The organism is Levilactobacillus suantsaiihabitans (assembly GCF_004745505.1).
GTDB classification, from domain to species: domain Bacteria; phylum Bacillota; class Bacilli; order Lactobacillales; family Lactobacillaceae; genus Levilactobacillus; species Levilactobacillus suantsaiihabitans.
The window spans coordinates 313,755-334,712 of sequence record NZ_RKLX01000001.1 but is presented as its reverse complement, the minus strand read 5'-3'; the positions used below and the strand labels follow the sequence as shown (position 1 = coordinate 334,712).

The window sequence follows — 20,958 nt, the reverse complement described above, 5'->3', positions numbered from 1 at the left end:
ATACTCAATACCGATTAGTTGAGTGGATTGAAGTTATGGGGGTAAAAACAGTGATGCAGAGACGAAATTATCGACAGCTATGGTTGTTTTCGGGAGTTGTCCTGTTGGGAATCAGCCTACAGGTAGTTCAGGCTGAGGGGGCAGTTGGGCCTCAAGCGACGACGGACCAGGTTACGGCTATGTCCGTAAAACACGAGTCTCCGGTGGCGGACGCCCCGACCACCACTGAAGCGCCGGCCACGCCCCAAGCTACCGATGAGCCAGCCAAGACGCCGGAGGACCAGGTGGTGGCAGAGTCTCCGGCACCGACTGAGGAAGCAGCAAAAACACCCGTGCAACCCGCGACGGTGGCGCAACAGGCCGCGACCCAAGTCCCCACCGACGTGACGGTCCGCAAGAATGTGGTGCCAACCGTGACCAAAGCCGTCCAGAAAGTCGGTCAGTCACACGTGGATGCCCAGAATTTCACGGATTATTTTGCGCTGAACGGTGATGCGACCTACGACCAGCAGACTGGTATCGTGACGTTGACGCCGGATAAAAATGATCAGGTCGGTAATTTTTCGCTGAAGAGTAAGATTGACATGAACACCAGCTTTTCGCTAGAAGGCCAGGTGAATTTGGGAGATAAGACGTCTCAGCAAGGCGGCGCAGACGGGATCGGGTTCGCCTTTCATAACGGTAACGTGAGCGATGTCGGCAATGCCGGGGGCAACCTGGGCATTGGTGGCTTGGTCGACGCCTTAGGATTTAAGCTGGATACTTGGCACAATGACGCCGCCCGACCAACGGCTGATCTGCCGGGGGCACAGATCGCTGCGAGTGATTCCAATGGGTTTGGATGGTCGGCCGACCCGGACACGCCGCAGTTTGGCGCCTTTGTGACGACTAATAAGCGCCTGGTCCAAACGGAAAGTCGTCAGTTTCACGACCGGTGGTGGGCAGAAACGGATCAATCTACCGTCCAAGCCTTGGACGCTGCCGATTTGGATGGCAAATTCCATGATTTCAGCGTCGATTATGATGGGGACAGTCGGGAGTTGACGATTCGCTATACGCAGGCCGATGGTACGCCACTAGTCTGGCGCAAGACCGTGCCGACAACGGACGAGGCGCTAGCGATGATTGTCAGCGCCTCGACCGGTGGCGCCAAGAATCTGCAGCAGTTCAAACTCACCCGGTTTGATTATCAGCAGGCGGCGACGGTGAATGTCAAATACGTGGATCTCCAGGGCCAGCAAATTGGCCAGGCGGCGGTCACCTATCCGGACGGGCCCACGGTGGGGGCGACTTATGCCACGACGCAACTGACGATTCCCCACTACCAGTTCGTACAGCTGGATACGGGCACCGTCACGGGACAGGCGAGTCTCCCCGCGACGGGCGAGCTGACGCAGCCAGGGGACAACGGGACCGTCGTTTACGTTTACGCACCGGATTATCAGGTCAGCCGACACGTGGTCCACGAAACGATTCATTACGTCGATGAGCAGGGTCAGCCGGTGGCGTCCACTTATCAGGCGCAGCCGATTACCTTTGTGACCATTACCGACCCAACGACTGGGGACCAGCGAATTTACTACACGACTGGCGATGCGGCCCAGCCGACAGTCACGTCGACCGGTGAACCCGTCGATACGGCGACGACCAAATGGACCCCGGGCGCAGCCAGCCAATTTGCGGCCCGCTCCCACCCGACGGTGCCTAATTACACTGTGGTGGCCAACGATGCGCCGGATGGCAGTCTGACGGCGGTGAGTGCCCAGCAGGTGTGGTCGGACAATGCGGATTTGGTGTTCACGGTCGTTTATCGGCCGACGGCAACGGATCCCGAGAAACCGACGGACCCAGACAAACCGGTGGATCCCGAGCGGCCGGTCGACCCGGACAAACCGGTGGATCCCGAACGACCAGTCGACCCGGATAAGCCGACGAATCCCGAGAAGCCGACAAATCCGGATCAACCAGTCGACCCCGACCAACCAGTGACGCCCACGGACCCAAGTCAGCCCGAGACGCCAACGACGCCCGATCAACCAGACACACCAGCAGAATCGGTGACGACGCCGGAACGACCGTTGGGTGACCGACCGAGTCCTTTTCAGACGACGGACCACCACACCCCGCTGCGGGGCGCCGTAGTTTCCGGCCCCTTTAGCACCGAAACGCCGACCAGCACGGATACACAGTTGCCGCAGACTGGTGAACAGGCGACCAGTTGGGCCCAGTGGTTGGGCGCAATCTGCCTCCTGGTCTTAGGCGGAGGTGGTCTGCGTTGGTGGCGCCGACACTAAATGACAGTGAATCAGTAGAATAGACGAAACTTCAATGTGGTTGGGACCTTTAAGGGGTCTCAATCACATTTTTTTAATGGGTGAATCAATTGGAATCGAATGTTTTGCTACAATTTTGTAGCAATGCTATGATTCATCTATCAATAGATGATGGGGGACATGCGGTCGCAGGCAGCACGGATTTTCTTAAGGTAGTTTAAACGGGCACGCCACGTTTCACCGTTCGTTATTTAATTGAAAGGAGTGAGCCCAATGACTTTTGAAATTCGAGAAGTTGAAGAGACCTACCGGGTCCGGGGGGAACAGATTAAAGTCACAGCACCAGCTAAGTTTGATTCAGATACACAGCAACAGGTCTTTGATGAAAAGCTGGATGACGCTGCCATCAATCAAGCGCTTGACATTTATCGGCGCGACAATCAGATGATCACAGTTAAACGGATTAAGCAGCTTCGTCAACGCCTGGGCCTCAGTCAACGTGACTTTGCGGCGTTATTGAGCTGGAGCCCGACGACCGTCGCTACCTATGAAACTGGGGCGTTGCCGTCGTTGGCCAATAATAGTCGCTTGCTGGCGTTAGAAAATAATCCGCTGCTGGCCAATGAATTACTGGCTCACACGAGTCGACCACTGTCGAAAAGCGGTCGACTAGCTTTACAGCAGCATTTAGCAGACCACGCAACGGTCGATGCGCGGCAGCTCCTGACGTCCGGGGTGGCGTTATTGTTCAAGTCAGTCGCTTACACGGCTGATGCCGGCTACGTGGCGTTTGATCAGGAAAAATTCACGAACATGGTGCTTTTCTTCGCCAAACAATTGCCGCGACTGACTCCCGCAATCCTCAATCAACTGCTGTTCTACACGGATTTTACGCACTTTTGGCGAAACACGGTGGCCGTCAGCGGTGTCGCTTACGTGCGGTCGGCAGCTGGTCCGGTTCCCGATAATTACGGCCTACTGTACGGGGTGATTGTGGCAACCGGCCAACTGAAAGCGCGGGAAGTCTCGATTGATGGGGGAATTCAAACGCATCTGGTAGCCCAGAAAAATCCTGAGCTAACGGTGTTTACCGCGAGTGAACAGACGGCCTTACAGGAGACAGCGCGGTACTTTGCCAAGCTGAGTAATCACCAGATCCTTGAACTGGCACAAACCGAAGCCAGCCAGCTGTCAATGCAAGTGAGCCAGCGGATTTCCTATGAGTTAGCCGATAAGCTCGTCAGTCCTGAACAGTCTGACTGGGCTTCGCTCGATGAATAACCGCGTGGCTTGAGAAACGTGGCCAATGGTCAAGTACAGATGCTGCCAATCAGTGCTTAGTCCAAACGAGGAGCCGTGGTTTTTAGCACCGAAACGCCGACCAGCACGACTACACAGTTGCCACAGACTGGTGAACGGGCGACCAGTTGGGCCCAGTGGTTGGGCGCGGTCTGCCTCCTAGTCTTAGGCGGGGGTGGCCTGCGTTGGTGGCGCCGACACTAAATGACAGTGAATCAGTAGAATAGACGGCAAAACGGTCAGACCATTAACGTGGTTTGGCCGTTTTTAGTCTTAGCGGAAAATGACCAATTTGAATCTTTAATAGGAAAGCTTATCGTAAGCTTAAAATTTGTGGGAAATTTTCACGGGCTTTCTTCCCGACAAAAAGTGACGTGAAAAGTTCGCTACCGGCGACAAAACCTAGTACAATGGAGGTGGTTAAGGGCCGTCATGATGACGACTGAGTGGGGTGTGCCTCAGCCATTAAGCCAGGGGTTACCGAACGATTAGAAACTATATATTGTATGAAAATGTTAGCTTGCTTAATGGACAATGATGGCATAGTATAGCGGTAGATGAAACATTTGATAGTTGCACAGGTAGCAGCCGGTTTAGATAACAGGCTGTTTTGCCTTCTTGGAGGGAGGATTTGACCTCATGAAGTTGTGGAAGTTAATGATGACAGGTGTAGTTGCGTTAGGACTAGCTGGCGCAGCGACCGTGAGCGCGACACCGGTGACGGCCCACGCGAGCGATAACATCACGATTGATGGGAAGTTTTCGGATTGGGACGGGACCAGTCTTACCGAGGGGTATAGCGGGTACACGGCTCTGAAGAGTAATGGTAAGTATATTGATGTGTATGTGAAAATGAAGAACGGCCAGGTTCCGGGACACGGTGATTACATTTTTAAGATAGGCGGGAAAACTTATCATGCCTGGTTTGCAGATATCGGATCACAGAATAAGGGAGTTATCAAGTCATTCACGGTGACTGGTGGTTCTAATTATGATGGTACGCAATATGGAACGATTGGCGCTGGCTATGCATCGAATGATGGCAACAATAATCTGGGTGAGTTTCGAATCGATCTCAGTAAGTTTGGGCTAAAGAACTCAGACAACGGAGATCAGGTCACTATGACCAATTCCAATATTGGGAGCGATGCAGCGAAGACCACTGTAGACGATATGTCCGCTAGTGACGATGCCAATGCTACTTCCGGTGTCATCAATGGCAAGGCCGACAGTAGTTCTAAGGCGACAACCACCACTGATACCAACGCCAGCAATGATAACGATAACCTGAATATCACGATTGATGGTAAGTTTGCGGACTGGAAAGGGGTCACCTTAACTGAAGGGTATAACGGGTATACCGCGATGGTCAGCGATGGTGATAAAGTTTACTTTTACGTCAAGATGAAGTATGGGACAGTCCCGGGTTACGGCGATTATAATTTTGATTTTAATGGCAAGAAGATCTATATCTGGACTGACGAAATTAACGGGGGCGCCAGTGCAGACCACCCACAGAAGGTTAACTTAACTGGTGGGGATTACAATGAAGGTCATCAGTATGGCACTGTCGGGGATGGATATGTTTCCTCGGAAGATGGTCATAGTATCGCGGAATTTGAAGTCGACCTCAGTAAGCTCAATCTATCGAGCATGACTGGTCAGACCATCACGATGTACAACCCCAACATTGGAAATGAAAAGGTCACCGTCGCCGGTGGGTCCACCGGCCCCTACGTCATCTCGGGGATTGGCCTGGGCATTGCTGGTCTGGGTTACTGGCGGTTACGCAAGTCCGGTAAGCTGAAGCGTCGCGAGCATAAAACAGCGGGCAAATAACTCAGTAATGGTCAACCATTGGCCCCGTAACGTTCGGTAAGTTAATTAATAGGACTGGTGCGAATGAAAATAAGTATCCTGATTGGGACGGTGGTGTGGTTGTACGCGCTATCGGTATTGAAACGAGCTCGGCTGTCTGCCTACTTCTTTATTGTGGGGAGTGCCGGACTCTTCTTTATCCTGTCAGCCATCAGTCGGCCGTACTGGGTCTGGTTCTTCACCCACGCCGTCATCCATGGTGTCGCGTTATTTCACGACCTGACGGGGTGGTGTACCATCATGTACAACACCGGGCTGGTCTACATCACCAACGGCGCCAATCCGGTCATCATGTCGATCGATTACGAGTGTTCGGGCATCATTGAGACCTGCGCGTTCGTGGCGCTGGTGGTCTTCTTTCCGATGTATCAACGCAAGGAAAAGGTCTTCTACGCGCTGTTTGGCTTGGTTTACATCTACGCCATCAACGTGATTCGCTTGTGTCTGGTGATTATCATCGTGCACTTCGGGGGTGGGCAGACCTTTTTCATTGCCCACTCAATCGTCGGTCGGCTAGTCTTTTATGTTTTGGTGATTGCCTTGTACTACAACGTCTTTACCTATTCACAGTTGGCGCACGGTATTTATCGGGAGTTCATCGATTGGAGGCAAGATAAACTTTGATGTACTGGATTAATTTAGCATTGACCCGCATGGGGTTCTGGATCACCTGGGCGTTGATTCCCATCGTGGTGGAAATTATTCCAGCCATCGTCTCGACCATCAAGCTGATGCGGATTCACCTGCATGAGCCGAAGTTGACGCCGCCGGGCAAATGGCCGTGGGTCACCATCATCGTGCCGGTGTACAATTCGGAGGATACCTTATTCGAGTGCATCCGTTCGATCAACAATCAGACCTACCCCAAGAGCGCCATGCAAGTGGTCCTGGCTAACAATCAAAGTACTGACAATAGCTTTGGCGCCTACGCTCGGGCGCAAAACACCTTTCCCGAGCTGATCTTGCGCTACGTCAACACAGACAAGGGGAAGGCGCGGGCGCTCAATACCGCCATTTATGAAAGTATCGGCATCTACGTCATCAACATTGACAGTGACGGCCTGTTAGAGAAGAATGCCGTCAAGAACATGGTCCTACGTTTTGAAAATGACAGCAGCATCGCCGCCATGACGGGCGCCATTTTACCCAAGCGAGAAATGGTCGAAAACGTCAAGGGATTCTGGCACAAGATGCTGGCCAAAAATGAGTACTACGAATACGCGCAAGCCTTCCTGTCGGGGCGGACGATTGAGTCGTCTAAGGACCAGCTATTTACCATGTCGGGGGCCTTTTCCGCCTTTCGTCGCGAGGTCTTGATGGAGACCTTTCTCTACGACATTGACACGATTGGCGAGGACACCGACATGACCTTTCAGATTCGCACCCGGCTGGGCAAGAAGGTCGTCATCTGTGCCGACGCCATTTTCTACGTCGAGCCGATCTCGGGCTTTTCCGAGCTCTACACCCAGCGACAACGCTGGCAACGCGGGGAGTTGGAGGTCACCGAAAGCTATATGTCGCAGACCGCGAGTTTGAAGCGGTTCTTCAAGAACTTCTTGGTGCGGCGGATGATCATCGACCACACCTTTACGTTTCCGCGGATGATCTGGACGTTTGCCAGCTTTGTCCTGGTGGCCTTCGGGTATGCGCCGTTGATCTTGATCCTGTCGTATGCCCTGATCTACGTGCTCTACGTATTCGTGGCCATCGTGAACTTCGCCAGTGTCTGCGTGATTCTGCGCAAGTACCCGGATGAGCAGCGGTTTTATTCTCATCTGTGGTGGGTGACCCTACTGTTGCCACTGTATATGTTTGTCAATTCGTGGATTCGTCTGATCGGCATCATCAACGCCATGACCACCCAGGCCACCTGGCACATGCGAGGTGTCGGCGAGGAATTTCACCGCATCACGGCGGTGTTACGCGACGACGTGGAAACGATTCAAGAACAACGGCGCCGGGACCGGAAAGGAAAATGAGGATGCAAAAACAACGCACTTACAAGATTAAATCATACGTCAATGCCAGCCACGCGGTCCGCTGGAAGTCAGGGACCGGCAAGAAGCACAATCATACCTGGGAAATCGTGTGTGAACTGCACGTGTTCGAGGGGATGGTTTCCTTCTTTGATATTGAAAAGTCGTTGAATAAGGCCATCGATGCCTTGTCCGGAAAATACTTGAATGACCTGCCAGAATTCAAGGTGATCAACCCCACCGTGGAAAACGTCACGGAATACCTCTTCAATCAAATTGACGGCATCCTGCGGCAAAATAACGCGGTGCTCCTGCGCATCGAGGTCAGTGATTCGCCGACCCGGTCGTATTGCATCGACGTCACGGAGCGGCAGTTCCCGACCCAAGAGGAAGTCCTCGCCCAACAGGCTCAAGGTGACGCGAAACCCCAGGCGGACGACCATGCGTAGGTTCTACAACTTCAGCCAAAGCGTCATCAATTTCTTCTGGCGGATTCTGTTTTTCCTGACGCTGTTTTTCGCGCTGACGTCGCCAAATATTATTTTGGGTGACAATGCCACGTTTGGCACCAGTACCACGCTGCTGACGACGGGATTGGTGATTGGCATCGTGGCGATTTTGGTCATGAACTATGCCTACCCGCGGATTCATGCGTGGTTGGTTCAGGTCCTGATTACGGAGCAGATTCGTACCGGCACTATCTTGTTGGTACTCGTCTTAGTCGGGCAGATTATCTTCATTTATTTTGTCCATCCCGTCAGTGGCTTTGATGCCGGGATGCTCCACTATGCGGCCGTCAACGTGACGCACGTCCAGGAAGTCGGGGTCACGTCGTATTACAGTTTGAACCAAAACAACATGCCCATCATGCTGTTCATGCATTGGTTGGTCACGCTAACGGGGCAGACGTCGTGGATGTTCTTTGATTACGTCACGTTAGTCTTCGTGGACCTGTCAGCGCTCCTGAATCTGGCCAGTGTGTGGCTGGTCCAACGGCGAGCATTGGGCACGGCTATGTATTTTCACGCGGCCTGGTTAGCAGTCTTTCCCAGCATTATTATGCCGTATACCGATGCGTGGGGACTGCCGCTGGTATCCTTTTATTTATTCTGTTATTTCGTCATGCGCCGGTCGACGATCCATCCGTTGCTTCGGGCAGCGGCGGCTAACGGCTTTGGCATCAGCGTGATGCTCACTTATTTCATGAAGCCTTCTTCAATCATTCCGGTGATTGCGATTGCCATTATTGAGGGCTTGCATTTGCTCGTGACTTATAAGCGCCTATCGCTGGAAGCCCTCTTCATTGCCTTTGCGATGCTCCTCTTCATTGGCCGAAGTGGGTTTGAAACGTACCGGTACGTGGACAACCGGGTGCAAAATCAGACGTACATTCAGTTGGATAAATCCCGATCGATTCCCGCCATCCACTTCATGGCCATGGGGGTCTACGGTCAAGGCGGGTACAGTGAAAAGCAAGCGATTATGATGGCAGTCCTGCCAACGAAGAAACAAAAGACGGATTACTCCATTAAGATGTTGAAAACCCGGTTGCAGAAACTGGGGCCGCTCGGTTACCTTGAATTTTTAGTTAAGAAGCAACGCAACAACACGGCCGATGGGACCTTTGGTTGGCTCAAGGAAGGGAATTTCTTCCGCGAAAATCAGAAGCCCAGCAATAAAGGAATCTCGAATAAACTTAAAAATTATATTTACCTTTATGGCCGCCACATCGCTGACTTCCGGTTTGCGGCGCAACTCTGGTGGATCTGTTTGCTGGGGACGATTGGCCTGAGCTTTGGCCCGCGCCGCGAAATCATTCAGATGTTACGACTGTCGTTGGTCGGCGGCTTCATTTTCTTACTCCTATTTGAAGGGGGCCGGAGTCGGTACATCATCCAGTACCTGCCGTGCCTCTTACTGTTAGCGAGCCTTTCTTATGAACGGGTCGTCATCAATATCAAGCGCCTAGCCGGCGGGTACGAACGCCGACTCGACGCGGCTATTGCGGCGGATGAGTTGGAGCGGAATTCGTAGCAATTAAGAGAATGAGCGCCTGGTTTTTGGCGCACGTTTCAGCTGTGTAAAAGGGAAGCGAATGAACCTGGGAGATTTTCCCAGGCTTTTTTTGTCATGATGCTTTGTCACTAGGCGCGATAGGCGGCCAGTGCGGATCGTGGTGGTAGGCGACACCGTCTCATTGACAGACAGAAATCCTAAAGAAAACCGTAAGCTCACCGCCAGCCTGACCAATCACGAGCACCTAGCTAGGGCCTCTGCTATACTCAAGCCACCGTTGCAGTCAGTTTTCATCGGGATTTTGACGAAAAATGGCGATTGCTGAGCAAACTCGACCGTGTTGGTTCGGAAGTTTGCTATACTATGAACGGAAATGGGTTAATTTAAGAAAACTTGTCAGGACAACCATAAGGAAGGATGTGCCTGCCACGAAGATCTGAAATTACCGCGCAATTTTTCCAACTGGCGCCATTTGAAAACCAATTAATTTTATAATTGGGACGAACCAATTATAAAAAAGGTTGACTTTTCGAAAAAGTTTAGTATGATTAAAGAATACAAATTAGCTACGGCTGATTGACGTTAATTGTTGCAAAGCAAGTTACCTAACGAAGGAGTGTAAGAATTCATGGCAGTAGATTACGATTCCAAGTCTTACTTGGAAAAAGTTGACGCTTGGTGGCGTGCCACGACGTACCTTTCCGGTGGTATGATCTTCCTGAAGAGCAACCCATTGTTCTCAGTAACGAACACACCAATCCAAAAAGATGACGTTAAGGTGAAGCCTATCGGGCACTGGGGTACGATCTCAGGACAAACGTTCCTGTACGCCCACGCCAACCGTTTGATCAACAAGTACGGCTTGAACATGTTCTATATCGGTGGTCCCGGTCACGGTGGCCAAGTTATGGTAACGAACTCTTACTTGGATGGGACTTACACGGATGCATATCCAGAAATCACCCAAGACCTTGAAGGGATGTCTCGCTTATACAAGCGCTTCTCCTTCCCTGGTGGTATCGGTTCTCACATGACTGCCCAAACGCCTGGTTCACTCCACGAAGGTGGGGAACTTGGTTACTCCCTTTCCCACGCAACTGGTGCTGTCTTAGACAACCCAGACCAAATCGCCTTCACTGTTGTCGGTGATGGGGAAGTTGAAACTGGCCCAGCCATGACTGCTTGGAACTCCATCAAGTTCTTGAACCCTAAGAACGACGGTGCTGTTTTACCAATCCTTGACTTAAACGGCTTCAAGATTTCTAACCCAACGCTGTTCTCACGGATGAGCGATGACAAGATTTCTAAGTTCTTCGAAGGCTTAGGCTGGTCACCACGTTTCCTTGAAAACGACGATATCCACGATTACATGACTTATCACGAAAAGGCTGCGCAATTATTTGACCAAGCCATCGCTGATATCCAACAAATCCAAAAGGATGCCCGCGAAAACGGCAAGTACGAAGATGGGACTATCCCAGCTTGGCCAGTTGTTATCGCACGTTTGCCTAAGGGTTGGGGCGGTCCTCAAAAGAACCCAGCCGGCGAACCAATCGAAGGCTCCTTCCGTGCTCACCAAGTTCCGCTTGGCTTGAGCCAAAACAACTTTGATGAATTACCAGAATTCGAAGCTTGGATGAACTCATACAAGCCAGCCGAATTATTCAACACGGATGGTTCATTGAAGGCAGAAGTCGCTGACTTTGCGCCTAAGGGCGACAAGCGGATGGCTGCTAACCCAGTTGCTAACGGTGGCCGTGCTCGCGGTGCCAAGGCCGACATGCTCGACTTACCTAACTGGAAAGACTTCGCTAACGACATCAACGAAAACAACCGTGGGACGCAATTGCCAGATGGCAACAAGAACATGGACATGAACGTTCTGTCAACCTTCTTCGCTGGCGTTGCGACGAAGAACCCATCATCATTCCGTGTATTCGGCCCTGATGAAACGATGTCTAACCGTCTTTGGGAAATGTTCAAGATTACCAACCGTCAATGGATGAGTAAGGTCAAGGAACCAAATGACCAATACGAAGCTCCTGAAGGTCGTATCTTGGATGCCCAATTATCAGAACACCAAGCTGAAGGTTGGCTTGAAGGTTACACCTTAACTGGTCGTACCGGTGTGTTCACGTCTTACGAATCATTCTTGCGGGTTGTTGACTCCATGACGACGCAACACTTCAAGTGGATCCGTCAGGCTGCCGCAGAACCATGGCGTAACGATTACCCATCCCTGAACTTGGTTTCGACTTCCACTGTGTTCCAACAAGACCACAACGGTTACACTCACCAAGATCCAGGTATGCTGACCCACTTGGCTGAAAAGAAGTCTAACTTCATCCGCCAATACCTGCCAGCCGATGGGAACACGTTATTGGCTGTCTTTGACCGGGCCTTCAAGGACCGTCAAAAGGTTAACCACATCGTTGCTTCCAAGCAACCTCGTCAACAATGGTTCTCAATCGACGAAGCTGAAGAACTGGCTACGACCGGTTTGAAGACGATCGACTGGGCTTCTACTGTTGCTGAAGGCGAAGATGCTGATATCGTCTTTGCTTCTGCTGGTGTTGAACCAACCATCGAAACGTTGGCTGCTGTTGACTTGATCAACGATGCTTTCCCAGCTGTTAAGATGCGTTACGTCAACGTGGTTGAATTAGAACGTCTGCAAAAGAAGAACGGGCCTTTAAACGACGACCGTGCTTTGAGCGATGCTGAATTCACTTCACTCTTCGGCGAATCCGGGACTCCTGTTGTCTTTGGTTTCCACGGTTACGAAGACTTGATCGAATCCTTCTTCTACGAACGTCAACACTTAGGCTTACACGTTCACGGTTACCGTGAAGACGGTGATATCACGACTGCTTACGACATGCGTGTATACTCCGAACTTGACCGGTTCCACCAAGCCAAGGATGCTGCGAACACCTTAGCTGCTAAGGGCGTTATTGACGAAGCTGCCGCTAAGGCCTTCGACAAGAAGATGGATGACATCTTAGCTAAGCACTTCAAGGTTACCCGTGACGAAGGTCATGATATTGAAGAATTCACGAAGTGGGCATGGACTCCACTGAAGAAGTAATTCTTCGATTCAATTAACTTAACATTTCGCGCGTCATGCGCAGAAGAGGATCAACTCCGTTGGGGGTTGGTCCTTTTTGTTTGGGGGAGGGGTTGCTGGTGATGGGGTGGTAGCCGGTTTATGGGGAGCTAGCGACATTTGATAGGCGTCGTCACCACTTAGTTTGAAAAACGTTAGACGCGGAGTGGGACCACACCCACTCTTTTTCACGTTCGGCCGCGAAAAAAATCCAACAGGCGGTTTACTTTTACAGAGTAACGCTCCATAATGGTGGATATAGTCTTGGTTAAATTAGGGCTGAACTAGTAACATTGTGACAGAACGAGCGAGGTGAGAGTGGTGCAAAGTAATCAGCGGATAGCGGAATTAATGGTGCGGTTAATGTCCGGCGAAACCTTGAGGCAAAGCGATTTAGAAGCCAAATACGGAGTCAGTCGGCGGACTTGTCAGCGGGATTTTGCTTATATTCGCAGTGCCTTATCGGAATACGTGGCCGGCAATCTGCTGGAAGAGCAGGGGACGTACCGGTTGGCGCGGCAAAGCGAGGAGACCGACTTTGAAATGGCCCTGACCACCAGCAACATTCTCATCGGTTCGCGGGCCCTGGACCAAGACGAGTTGAACGGCACGTTGAACTTTTTGGTGGACAGCCTTTCGCCGCAAATGCAAGAAGCCGTCCGCCAACAGCTGACGTTATCGCGCGGCAGTTACGTTCCACTATCACGCGCCAAGCCCCTGTTGAAGCGCCTAAAGGACATGACGGAAAGTATCGCCCAGATGCAGCGGCTAGTCTTCACGTATCGCGGCAGTAGTGGCGACGACCAACAGCCCCAAGTTCATCACGCCCAGCCGGTGGCGATATTTTTTGAAACGTACTACTTTTACGTGGCCATGTTGAGCGAAGAACACGGCGGCTACTGGTTATATCGGCTCGACCGCATCGTGGAGATTTTGGCACAATTACCCGGTGAAAAGCTGGACTATGCCAAACGTTTTTCGTTACAGGAGCACCGCAACTACACGTATTTGCTGGACACCGGCGAACTCACGCAGATTCGTTTCCTGTACCGCAATTATCCGCAAACGGCGCTGTACCATTTTCCGGGGTCACGGATCATCAAGCAAAACGCCGATGGCAGCTGCGTCATCGAGGCCTACGTCAAAACGGACGGGGCCATGCTGTGGTTGCTGAGTCAGGGTGCCGGTCTGCGCGTGTTGTCACCGGTGTCGCTGGTCCGCCGGGTGCGCGATGCGCTGGCGGCGGCGCGAGATCAGTATGATGATTAACGCAACGGTAGCGGGCCATACGCAATTGGATAGCTTCGAGGGCCTGGGACGAAACCTCCCAGGCCCGTTCGCGTCACCTTTACCTAGCCGAAACGTGCGCTAAAAGGCAGCCGGTTCCGCTTAAAACTGCTAACCAAACAATCCAAGCCCGGGATTATTCGGTTAGCAGCCTTAATGCTCGCCAGCTAATCGCCTTTTGCCCCACTCTCTTTTTATTTTGCCTATTTTTAGCGGACAGCGCGCTAGTGACAAATTGTGGCACCCCCATTTTGTATAATCAAGGTAGCACCTGGTCATTTAACCGGGTCAACTAAGGAGGATGCATACATATGAAAATGGTTAAATTTGTTAGTGCACTGTTAGTGGCGGTGGGATGTGGCCTGTTGGCTAGTGGCACGCTCACCACGCCCACATCCGCTCAAGCGGCGGTCAAGACCCACAAGGTGACGAAACTGCCGAAGACCTTTCGGGGAACTTGGTACAACAAAGGCCACAAGTTTAAGGTGACAGCCAAGAAGTTCGGGCCATCGACTTACCGGAAGAAACATGATACTAATGCGACTGCCAGTAGCGAGCGGTACTTCATGCCATACACCTTGAGCAAACCCAAGCACACTATGTATTTGGTCACCAGCATCGGGATCAACACGATTCGGCGGACTAAAATCGGTGGCCGCGCTGTATTGATCCGTTATGATGAGCAAGAACACGCCAATCAGCTGACTATTTATACCAGAGCGAAGAAGGCCAAGCAACAAAAGAATGTTGTTGCCACCAATCCCTTTGGTATCAACATTACGACCCGCAAGGACGCCTTAAACAATCAAAAAGGGTATCGCAAGATGAATCCCACTGTGAAAAAGTACTTACGTCAAGCAATGAAAAAGAAAGTTGATCAAATCAAGTTCAAACCATTTAAGGGTATTAAGATTACGTCGTACACAGCTTATGGCTTCTTCAATAAAGTTGTTCATTGATAATCGTTTTCACTAGTTGTATGACAAAGGCGGACTAACACGTCGATAGGACTTATCGGTGTGCTAGTCCGCCTTTTATAGATAAACTTATTCACCATCCGTTTGCAGAGCCGTCAACTTTCGCTGCAGCTGGGCCAATCCCTGTTTGGGAGTCGTTTGGAGCGTTGCCAGCTCGTCGGCGACTTGAGTAGCGGCGTTTTGCGTTTCACTATACCCGTAGAAGGCGGTGTCTGGCTTGCCGTATGGCAGGGACTTGACGGTGGCCTGGGCGGCGGGATTCTTGGCCAGGTAGTTGCGGTAATCTTGGCTCCGCAAAGCCTTGGTGGTCAATGGTAGGTAGCCTGTGGCCTTGGCCCATTTGAGCGTCTGTTTTTCGGCCAGCAGGAATTTCATCAGCGCTGCAGCCCCGCGGCGTTGGGCCGGAGAAGCCGAGTTGAACATGACCAGTTCGTTGCCTTGTACGGCGTAGACCCGCGGATTGCCGCGGAAGCTAGGCATCTTGGCGGCCGACCAGTGAAGCCCCTTGGGTGTGTTGGTCTGCATGATGCCAATGGCCGCGGAAGTTCCCGTGTAAAAGAGCGTCTTGCCCTTGAGAAAACGGACGTTACCGAAGCCATCCGTTCCTGCCGTGGCGGCCGTTTGGTGCTTGATCATTTGGTAGATCACGTCGGTCGCGGCCAACATCTGGGGGCTCGATAGCCGCGGGTGCTTGGCGACCAGCGGCGTGCCAGCTTGACAGGCCAAGGCACTCCATTGCGGCCGGAAGGTTTGGTCGAGGGCGAGTCCGGTGTAGCCGTGGGCGTGGGCCTTCGCCGCGTCACGTACCAGGTCGTGCCAGGTCCGTGGGACGGTCAGGTGAAGCTGTCGCAAGAGGTCTTGGTTATAGAAGAGCAGACCAATCGACTTGGAAAAAGGCATGGCGTAAGTTTTCCCCTGATACTGGCTGACCTGGCGCAACGTGGGATCGATGCGATTGAGCGTGCGTTTAGAAATATAGCCGTTGAGCGGGACGATAAATTTGCCGTGTAAATAATCAGGGACGTTGGTATAAGTCGTCTGGGCTAACGTTGGCAGCGTCTGTGATTTGGCTGCGGCCGTGATTTTTTGCTGGACGTTGGCGAAGTTGCCCTGACCGCTGGCGACCACGCGATATTGGGTTTGCGAATGGTTGAAATCGCGAATCATGGCGTTGAGCGTCTGCTGGCTGGTGCCAGTCATACCGTGCCAGAAGGTCACCGTAGTCCGTTTGGCCGGCGTGGGTGTTGCCGTTTGGCGACCACAGGCACCGAGCACGCCTAAGAGGCTGAGCGTGGCCATGAGTAGGAGATAGCGTGAAAATTTTTTCATTGGGTTGATCCTTTCCACCGGGATTGCGTGATTCCCAGCATCAGATATTTTTGCAAGCATACGTAAAGAATCAGTAGCGGTAAAATGACACAGACCGAGGCCGCCATTAAGAGCGGGTAGTTGGTCCCTTGTTCACTGGTAAAGGCCATCAAGCCGACCGGTAGCGTGCGGAATTGCTCGCTGTTGGTCATGATTAGGGGCCACATGAAGGCGTTCCACGAGGCAATCACTTGGAGGACCGCCACGGCCGTGATGATGGGCCGGTTGGTTGGCACCAGAATGTGCCAGAGGTATTGCCAATCGCTGGCGCCGTCGATGTGAGCCGCATAGTAGAGCGACCGGGGCTGTGATTGAAAGGCCTGGTGGAGCGTGACCACCATGAAGACGCTGGCTAGCCAGGGGATGATCAGCGCGGCGTAGGTGTTGACCCAGTGAAGTTGCGCAATCGTCACGAAGTTGGGAATCAGCAGCAGTTCACCGGGAACCAACATCAAGGCGACGAGCAGGCCGAATAGAAAGCGACGACCGTAGAACTGCAGGTGAGTGAAGGCAAAAGCGGCCAGCAGACTACTGAAGAGTTGTCCCAGCGTAGTAGTCGTCGTGACCAGCAGCGAGTTGAGCCAGTACCGGGTAAACGGCGCCAGTTGCCAGACGTGCTGATAATTGACCCACTGCAAGGTTCGCGGCAGCCAGTTGGTCGGCATCGTCAAGGTGGTCGTCGCCGGTTGCAGGCTAGTCAGAATCATCCAGGCAAACGGCAGCAGCATCAAAATGGCGCCACAGATGAGTAGGAGGTACCACAGGAAAGTTGTCAACACCCGCATTAGGACCGCCCCCCTAACCGGCGACGTTGCCAGCGAAAGTAGCCGTAAGTCAGCAAGGTCAGTAAGCCGACCAAGCAGAACAGGACCACACCGCTAGCCGCCGCCACCGTGAATTGGTTATCGACATAAAATTTTTGATACAGATAAAACATCAGCGTTAAGGCGGAATTGCCGGGACCCGCGGCACCGTGAAATAGCGCGAAGGCCTGGTCGAAGACTTTAAAGTTGGTGACGGCCGTGTTGATGACGATCAGGACCGTCATCGGCAACAGGAGTGGCCAGGTCACGTTGGTGAACCGCTGCCAAGCGTTGGCGCCATCGAGTTGCGCCACGCGCATGTATTTAGCATCGATCCGGTTGAGTCCGGCGAGAAACAAGACGACGTTGAAGCCGAGCCCCTGCCAGACGCAGACCACAATGAGGGCCAGTAAAGCGACGTGCGGGTCGTTGAGCCAGTCGATGGGGGAAATGCCCAAGTGCTGCAGGCTGGCATTTAACAGGCCGCCGTCCAGGCGAAAGATCCAGTTCCAAACCAGTCCCGTGGCAATCGTGGCGGTAACGAAGGGAAGGAAATAGATGGTCTGAAAGAAGCGGGCCAGTCGGGGGATACGGTTGAGTCCCAGCGCAATCACCAAGGCCAAAGCCACGGTCACGGGCATTGCCACGAAGACCAGGCAGAGGGTGTTACGCAGCGCCAGATGAAAGAGGGGGTCGTGCCAGAGGTAAGCGAAGTTGGCCCAGCCGATTGCGCCAACGTGATTGGTGAAATAGTTGTAGCGCACGTAGCTACTCATGAGGAGGGCGTGAATTAGCGGCCACACGGTAAACACCAGTGTGATGATGAGTAGCGGTGCCAGATACAGCAGGGCCTTGCGGGTGGATTTTAAAGTCGGTTTGGTGTTAAGCAAGGTCGTCACCTCCCGACCACAGACAAGCGCCCTGGGCGTCGAACAGCAGGCAGCCTTGCCGGTCGATCGTGAGCGGCACAGCGGTTGCTGTGGTTGGCGCGATGGCAGTACTGATGAAGTCGCCGTAGCTGGTATGTAAATGAGATTGCGTATCGCGGCCCAGCCGGACTTGCGCGGTGAGCGCTGCGGTCAGCGGTGACGGGGTCGTCGCCACGTGCACGGCTTCGCTCCGGATACCCAGGGTCGTGGCTTGGGCCAATTGTGCGGCTGGCAATAGTGTGCGCAGCGTTGCTGGCAAGTTGGTAACCGCACAGAGATTGATCTGTGGTCGGCCGATGAACTGGGCCACGGTCAGATTGTGTGGCGATTGGTAGAGGGCTTGTCCCGTGCCAATTTGTTGCAAACGCCCGTGGGCCAACACCATGATTTCATCGGCAATTTGTAGCGCGTCTTCTTGGTCATGAGTCACGAGCAAGGTCGTCACACCGGTCTGTCGTTGAATGTGGTGGATGACCGTGCGGAGCTCTTCGCGCAGGGCGGTGTCGAGACTAGATAAGGGTTCATCCAGTAAGAGGAGTGCCGGGTGTTTTGCCAGCGCCCGGGCAATGGCGACGCGTTGCTGCTGGCCGCCGGAAAGCTCTTGGGGAAATTTTCCCAGTTGGTCGGTCAATTGGACCAGGTCAGCCAGCTCGGCGACGCGTTGATAGCGCGCAGCCTTTTTGAAGCGGGCCATTTTTAAAGGAAAGGCAATGTTATCGCGAACGGTTAGATGCGGATACAGCGCATAGTCTTGAAAGACCATGCCGATGTTGCGTTGGCGACTGTCATAGGTGGTGACGTCGGTTTGGTCAAAGAAAATCTGCCCGGCTTGCGGGGTGAGTAGCCCCGCCAGTAAGTTTAAGATCGTCGATTTCCCACTACCGCTGGGGCCCAAGAGCGCCACCAACTTGCCATCGGGCAACGTACAGCTGAAGTGGTCGAGCAGTGCGGGCTGACGGTCATATGCCAATGTAATCTCGTGAAGCGTGACCTGCATGAAGCCAGTTCCTCCTTTACTTAAAAACGCACGCTTAACGACATTATACGTCGTTAAAAGTAGCTATTGTTCCTTAATTATAGCCTATTCCGACAGCCGGTGGTATCAATAATTTTTCTGGCAGATGGTTGGGGAGTGACCTTTTCTTTGGTGGGTGGTCGCCGGTCAAATTGCCAACCTTTCGTTAAGAATTTTTTCCCGCTGCGGCTAGGTCGGCCAACCGTGCTAAACTAAGGCCACTAAGTTTAGGGGAGTGGCATTTTGAAAGTAACGATTTTGTTAGTCGAAGACGAGGAAGGCCTGCGCACGCTGTTGAGCGCCGAGTTGGGGTTTGAAGACTACACCGTGATTCCGTGTGCCAGTGGGGAAGCCGCCTTGACGCAACGCGAATTCGACCTGCTTGTCACGTTCATGCAACACCCGGGCGAGGTCCTGACCCGCGACGACCAGCCACAAGGCAGCATCTTCGAGGTCACCTGGCCCCGCAAGCTGCCAACGACGACAGCGCCACGTTAAAGGGGCCTGAATAGCGGTTAACGGCTCAAAACGATTGGACACAACTAAACGGACCTGTTCGGCTTAAAACGCCGTGACGGGTCTATTTTTAGCTGTTTTCTGAAGGCTGAAAGTAGACTTAACGCGTTGATTGCCGGAGAGGTGGTGTCTTGTCCATTCAAATTGCGGAAACCAGAAGCCTGCGTCAGCCTGGGTGACGGAAATCAGTAACACCGGTCTGTCCCCCATAGCAGGCGGCCCCCCTGGCAGTCGCTGGCAACTGGTTTACACAATTCCGCTGTAAAATGAAACAGTTTATGGTAAACTCTGAGAATTTCTCAGACAAACTTCTTTTAATTTAGCTAGCAGCCATCGGCGTCACTCGGTAAAATAAGGACAGTTGATCAGGAAACAACTTGATTAACTGAGGGGTCGGGGAGTAAGCAGAATAGAAGTTTTCAGGTTATCGGAGTAAAATGAAAGTAAGCAATGTTAGAAGGGCAAATTGGCAGTGACGGGTTGGGGAACCCGTCCGCAGATAAGGAGGCAGCCTCATTGATTAACAAATTTGACATCAGGGCCATGCGGTACGAAGATGTGCCGGCATTGGCAAATATTGTCGGCCGCCTGTGGCGATTTGACCGGACAGATGACCAGCGCAACAATCTGGCTGCCCAGGTTTACTTTCGCCGCTGCATGACCCAGCAGAATTACGTGCGGGTCGCGGTTTGGGATCACCAGGTGGTGGGGGCCATCTTGGCGGATACCAAGTACCAAAAGAAGGAACGTTCCTATGATGTATGGCAGTTGTTGGTGGCCAAGGCGGCTTTAGCCGTGCGGCCAGGGGGCTGGCAACTGTTGAAGCAACTCAATGAGCGTAGCGAGATTGATGAACGCTTGCTGGCAAACCTGCAACGGCGTGAGTTCTTGGGGGAAATCGTGCTGTTGATGGTCGACCCGGAATATCAAAATCTGGGGATCGGCCGCGAGCTCATGCACACGGTGGCCACGTACTGGGATGCGGCACCCGTGGACAAGGTTTACTTGTTCACCGCGGTGGCGGGTACGGACCGGTTTTACCGCCAGCATGGTTTTCGCGAAAGCACCCATGAACAGATCGACTGGCAAACAGCGCATCAACAGCGCCGACTGTCCGGGTATCTGTACACGGGGCACGTGCATGATTTGGCGACGGACACCGCGCATCATTTATTGGTAGACTGATTGACACTTCCGAATCCGCTTGAGTTCGGGGGCGTCGCGAGAGACTGGCTGTGGCCAGTCTTTTTTCGTCTAAATGAAGCCGGTGGTTGATGTCGGTGATGACAATCACGCGCGAAGTAATAAGCCGTGCAGACTGTGTGCGATTACCGCTGAGCTTAAACGAAATTAAGACAGCCGTCCATGGATAGCCGACAACTTTCTGCCAATAAGCTGTGACTCTCAGGATAGCGACATCTGTGGGAGGGGGATGGTTATCGAGATGGAGAAAAGACGGTCTGGCCTGGCAAAATTGTTGATCATTAAGTAGCTAACAAACTAAGGTGTGACGGG

General features: G+C 52.7%; 16 protein-coding genes and 1 pseudogene. 13 read left to right on the top strand and 4 right to left on the bottom strand.

The window, feature by feature from the left end:
* Window positions 1-53 precede the first annotated feature (53 nt).
* The 11 genes and pseudogenes from EGT51_RS01550 to EGT51_RS01500 all read left to right on the top strand — a co-directional run bounded on the left by EGT51_RS01550 (window position 54) and on the right by EGT51_RS01500 (window position 14,794).
* Window positions 54-2,294 (top strand): lectin-like domain-containing protein, encoded by a 2,241-nt coding sequence (locus tag EGT51_RS01550; RefSeq protein ID WP_167850109.1) that lies wholly within the window; start codon window positions 54-56, stop codon window positions 2,292-2,294.
* 252 nt (window positions 2,295-2,546) lie between these two features.
* Window positions 2,547-3,554: a helix-turn-helix domain-containing protein gene (locus EGT51_RS01545; RefSeq protein ID WP_135367032.1), complete on the top strand. Its 1,008-nt coding sequence runs from the start codon at window positions 2,547-2,549 to the stop codon at window positions 3,552-3,554.
* Window positions 3,555-3,629: 75 nt separating this feature from the next.
* Entirely contained in the window at window positions 3,630-3,776 is a 147-nt protein-coding gene (locus EGT51_RS13180; RefSeq protein WP_135367031.1) for an LPXTG cell wall anchor domain-containing protein, read from the top strand.
* Between the two features lie 435 nt (window positions 3,777-4,211).
* The gene (locus EGT51_RS01535) at window positions 4,212-5,411 is read left to right on the top strand and encodes a Firmicu-CTERM sorting domain-containing protein (RefSeq protein ID WP_135367030.1); all 1,200 of its coding nucleotides are present in this window, start codon (window positions 4,212-4,214) and stop codon (window positions 5,409-5,411) included.
* Window positions 5,412-5,474: 63 nt separating this feature from the next.
* Window positions 5,475-6,074: an exosortase family protein XrtG gene (gene xrtG, locus EGT51_RS01530; protein ID WP_135367029.1), complete on the top strand. Its 600-nt coding sequence runs from the start codon at window positions 5,475-5,477 to the stop codon at window positions 6,072-6,074.
* Entirely contained in the window at window positions 6,074-7,429 is a 1,356-nt protein-coding gene (locus EGT51_RS01525; RefSeq protein ID WP_135367067.1) for a TIGR03111 family XrtG-associated glycosyltransferase, read from the top strand. The genes xrtG and EGT51_RS01525 overlap by 1 nt, the downstream gene beginning before the upstream one ends.
* A 2-nt stretch (window positions 7,430-7,431) precedes the next feature.
* A pseudogene (locus EGT51_RS01520) lies at window positions 7,432-7,794 on the top strand (6-carboxytetrahydropterin synthase); the annotation flags it as partial.
* 73 nt (window positions 7,795-7,867) lie between these two features.
* Window positions 7,868-9,460, top strand: coding sequence for a TIGR03766 family XrtG-associated glycosyltransferase (locus EGT51_RS01515; protein WP_135367027.1), 1,593 nt, complete (start codon window positions 7,868-7,870; stop codon window positions 9,458-9,460).
* 610 nt (window positions 9,461-10,070) lie between these two features.
* Window positions 10,071-12,530: a phosphoketolase family protein gene (locus tag EGT51_RS01510; RefSeq protein ID WP_135367026.1), complete on the top strand. Its 2,460-nt coding sequence runs from the start codon at window positions 10,071-10,073 to the stop codon at window positions 12,528-12,530.
* A 339-nt stretch (window positions 12,531-12,869) separates the two neighbouring features.
* Complete coding sequence (locus EGT51_RS01505) at window positions 12,870-13,817, top strand: helix-turn-helix transcriptional regulator (RefSeq protein WP_225428661.1); 948 nt, start codon at window positions 12,870-12,872, stop codon at window positions 13,815-13,817.
* A 329-nt stretch (window positions 13,818-14,146) separates the two neighbouring features.
* On the top strand, window positions 14,147-14,794 hold the full coding sequence (locus EGT51_RS01500) for a hypothetical protein (protein WP_135367025.1): 648 nt from the start codon (window positions 14,147-14,149) through the stop codon (window positions 14,792-14,794).
* A gap of 87 nt (window positions 14,795-14,881) precedes the next feature.
* Here EGT51_RS01500 and EGT51_RS01495 read toward each other — a convergent pair whose 3' ends face one another.
* From EGT51_RS01495 to EGT51_RS01480, 4 genes are read right to left on the bottom strand one after another with little or no spacing between them, the layout of a single operon-like run.
* Window positions 14,882-16,141: an extracellular solute-binding protein gene (locus EGT51_RS01495; protein WP_167850107.1), complete on the bottom strand. Its 1,260-nt coding sequence runs from the start codon at window positions 16,139-16,141 to the stop codon at window positions 14,882-14,884.
* Window positions 16,138-16,965 (bottom strand): carbohydrate ABC transporter permease, encoded by an 828-nt coding sequence (locus EGT51_RS01490; RefSeq protein ID WP_135367023.1) that lies wholly within the window; start codon window positions 16,963-16,965, stop codon window positions 16,138-16,140. The genes EGT51_RS01495 and EGT51_RS01490 overlap by 4 nt, the downstream gene beginning before the upstream one ends.
* Window positions 16,965-17,873: a carbohydrate ABC transporter permease gene (locus EGT51_RS01485; RefSeq protein ID WP_135367022.1), complete on the bottom strand. Its 909-nt coding sequence runs from the start codon at window positions 17,871-17,873 to the stop codon at window positions 16,965-16,967. The genes EGT51_RS01490 and EGT51_RS01485 overlap by 1 nt, the downstream gene beginning before the upstream one ends.
* Entirely contained in the window at window positions 17,866-18,909 is a 1,044-nt protein-coding gene (locus EGT51_RS01480; RefSeq protein ID WP_135367021.1) for an ABC transporter ATP-binding protein, read from the bottom strand. Before EGT51_RS01480 ends, EGT51_RS01485 begins: the two co-directional genes overlap by 8 nt.
* Window positions 18,910-19,170: 261 nt before the next feature.
* Here EGT51_RS01480 and EGT51_RS01475 point away from each other — a divergent pair, with 261 nt between their 5' ends.
* Both EGT51_RS01475 and EGT51_RS01470 read left to right on the top strand, forming a co-directional pair.
* Window positions 19,171-19,425 carry a winged helix-turn-helix domain-containing protein gene (locus EGT51_RS01475; RefSeq protein WP_167850106.1) on the top strand — a complete coding sequence of 85 codons (255 nt, stop codon included), beginning with the start codon at window positions 19,171-19,173 and terminating at the stop codon, window positions 19,423-19,425.
* Window positions 19,426-19,959: 534 nt separating this feature from the next.
* Window positions 19,960-20,628 (top strand): GNAT family N-acetyltransferase, encoded by a 669-nt coding sequence (locus tag EGT51_RS01470; RefSeq protein WP_167850105.1) that lies wholly within the window; start codon window positions 19,960-19,962, stop codon window positions 20,626-20,628.
* Window positions 20,629-20,958: the final 330 nt, after the last annotated feature.

What these genes read in the sequence shown, in the direction of transcription:
- EGT51_RS01535 (WP_135367030.1), top strand. Translation starts at nt 4,212, where the DNA reads ATGAAGTTGTGGAAGTTAATGATGACAGGTGTAGTTGCGTTAGGACTA.
- EGT51_RS01515 (WP_135367027.1), top strand. Translation starts at nt 7,868, where the DNA reads ATGCGTAGGTTCTACAACTTCAGCCAAAGCGTCATCAATTTCTTCTGG.
- EGT51_RS01550 (WP_167850109.1), top strand. Translation starts at nt 54, where the DNA reads ATGCAGAGACGAAATTATCGACAGCTATGGTTGTTTTCGGGAGTTGTC.
- EGT51_RS01525 (WP_135367067.1), top strand. Translation starts at nt 6,074, where the DNA reads ATGTACTGGATTAATTTAGCATTGACCCGCATGGGGTTCTGGATCACC.
- EGT51_RS01500 (WP_135367025.1), top strand. Translation starts at nt 14,147, where the DNA reads ATGAAAATGGTTAAATTTGTTAGTGCACTGTTAGTGGCGGTGGGATGT.
- xrtG (WP_135367029.1), top strand. Translation starts at nt 5,475, where the DNA reads ATGAAAATAAGTATCCTGATTGGGACGGTGGTGTGGTTGTACGCGCTA.
- EGT51_RS01495 (WP_167850107.1), bottom strand. Translation starts at nt 16,141, where the DNA reads ATGAAAAAATTTTCACGCTATCTCCTACTCATGGCCACGCTCAGCCTC.
- EGT51_RS01490 (WP_135367023.1), bottom strand. Translation starts at nt 16,965, where the DNA reads ATGCGGGTGTTGACAACTTTCCTGTGGTACCTCCTACTCATCTGTGGC.
- EGT51_RS01480 (WP_135367021.1), bottom strand. Translation starts at nt 18,909, where the DNA reads ATGCAGGTCACGCTTCACGAGATTACATTGGCATATGACCGTCAGCCC.
- EGT51_RS01545 (WP_135367032.1), top strand. Translation starts at nt 2,547, where the DNA reads ATGACTTTTGAAATTCGAGAAGTTGAAGAGACCTACCGGGTCCGGGGG.
- EGT51_RS01510 (WP_135367026.1), top strand. Translation starts at nt 10,071, where the DNA reads ATGGCAGTAGATTACGATTCCAAGTCTTACTTGGAAAAAGTTGACGCT.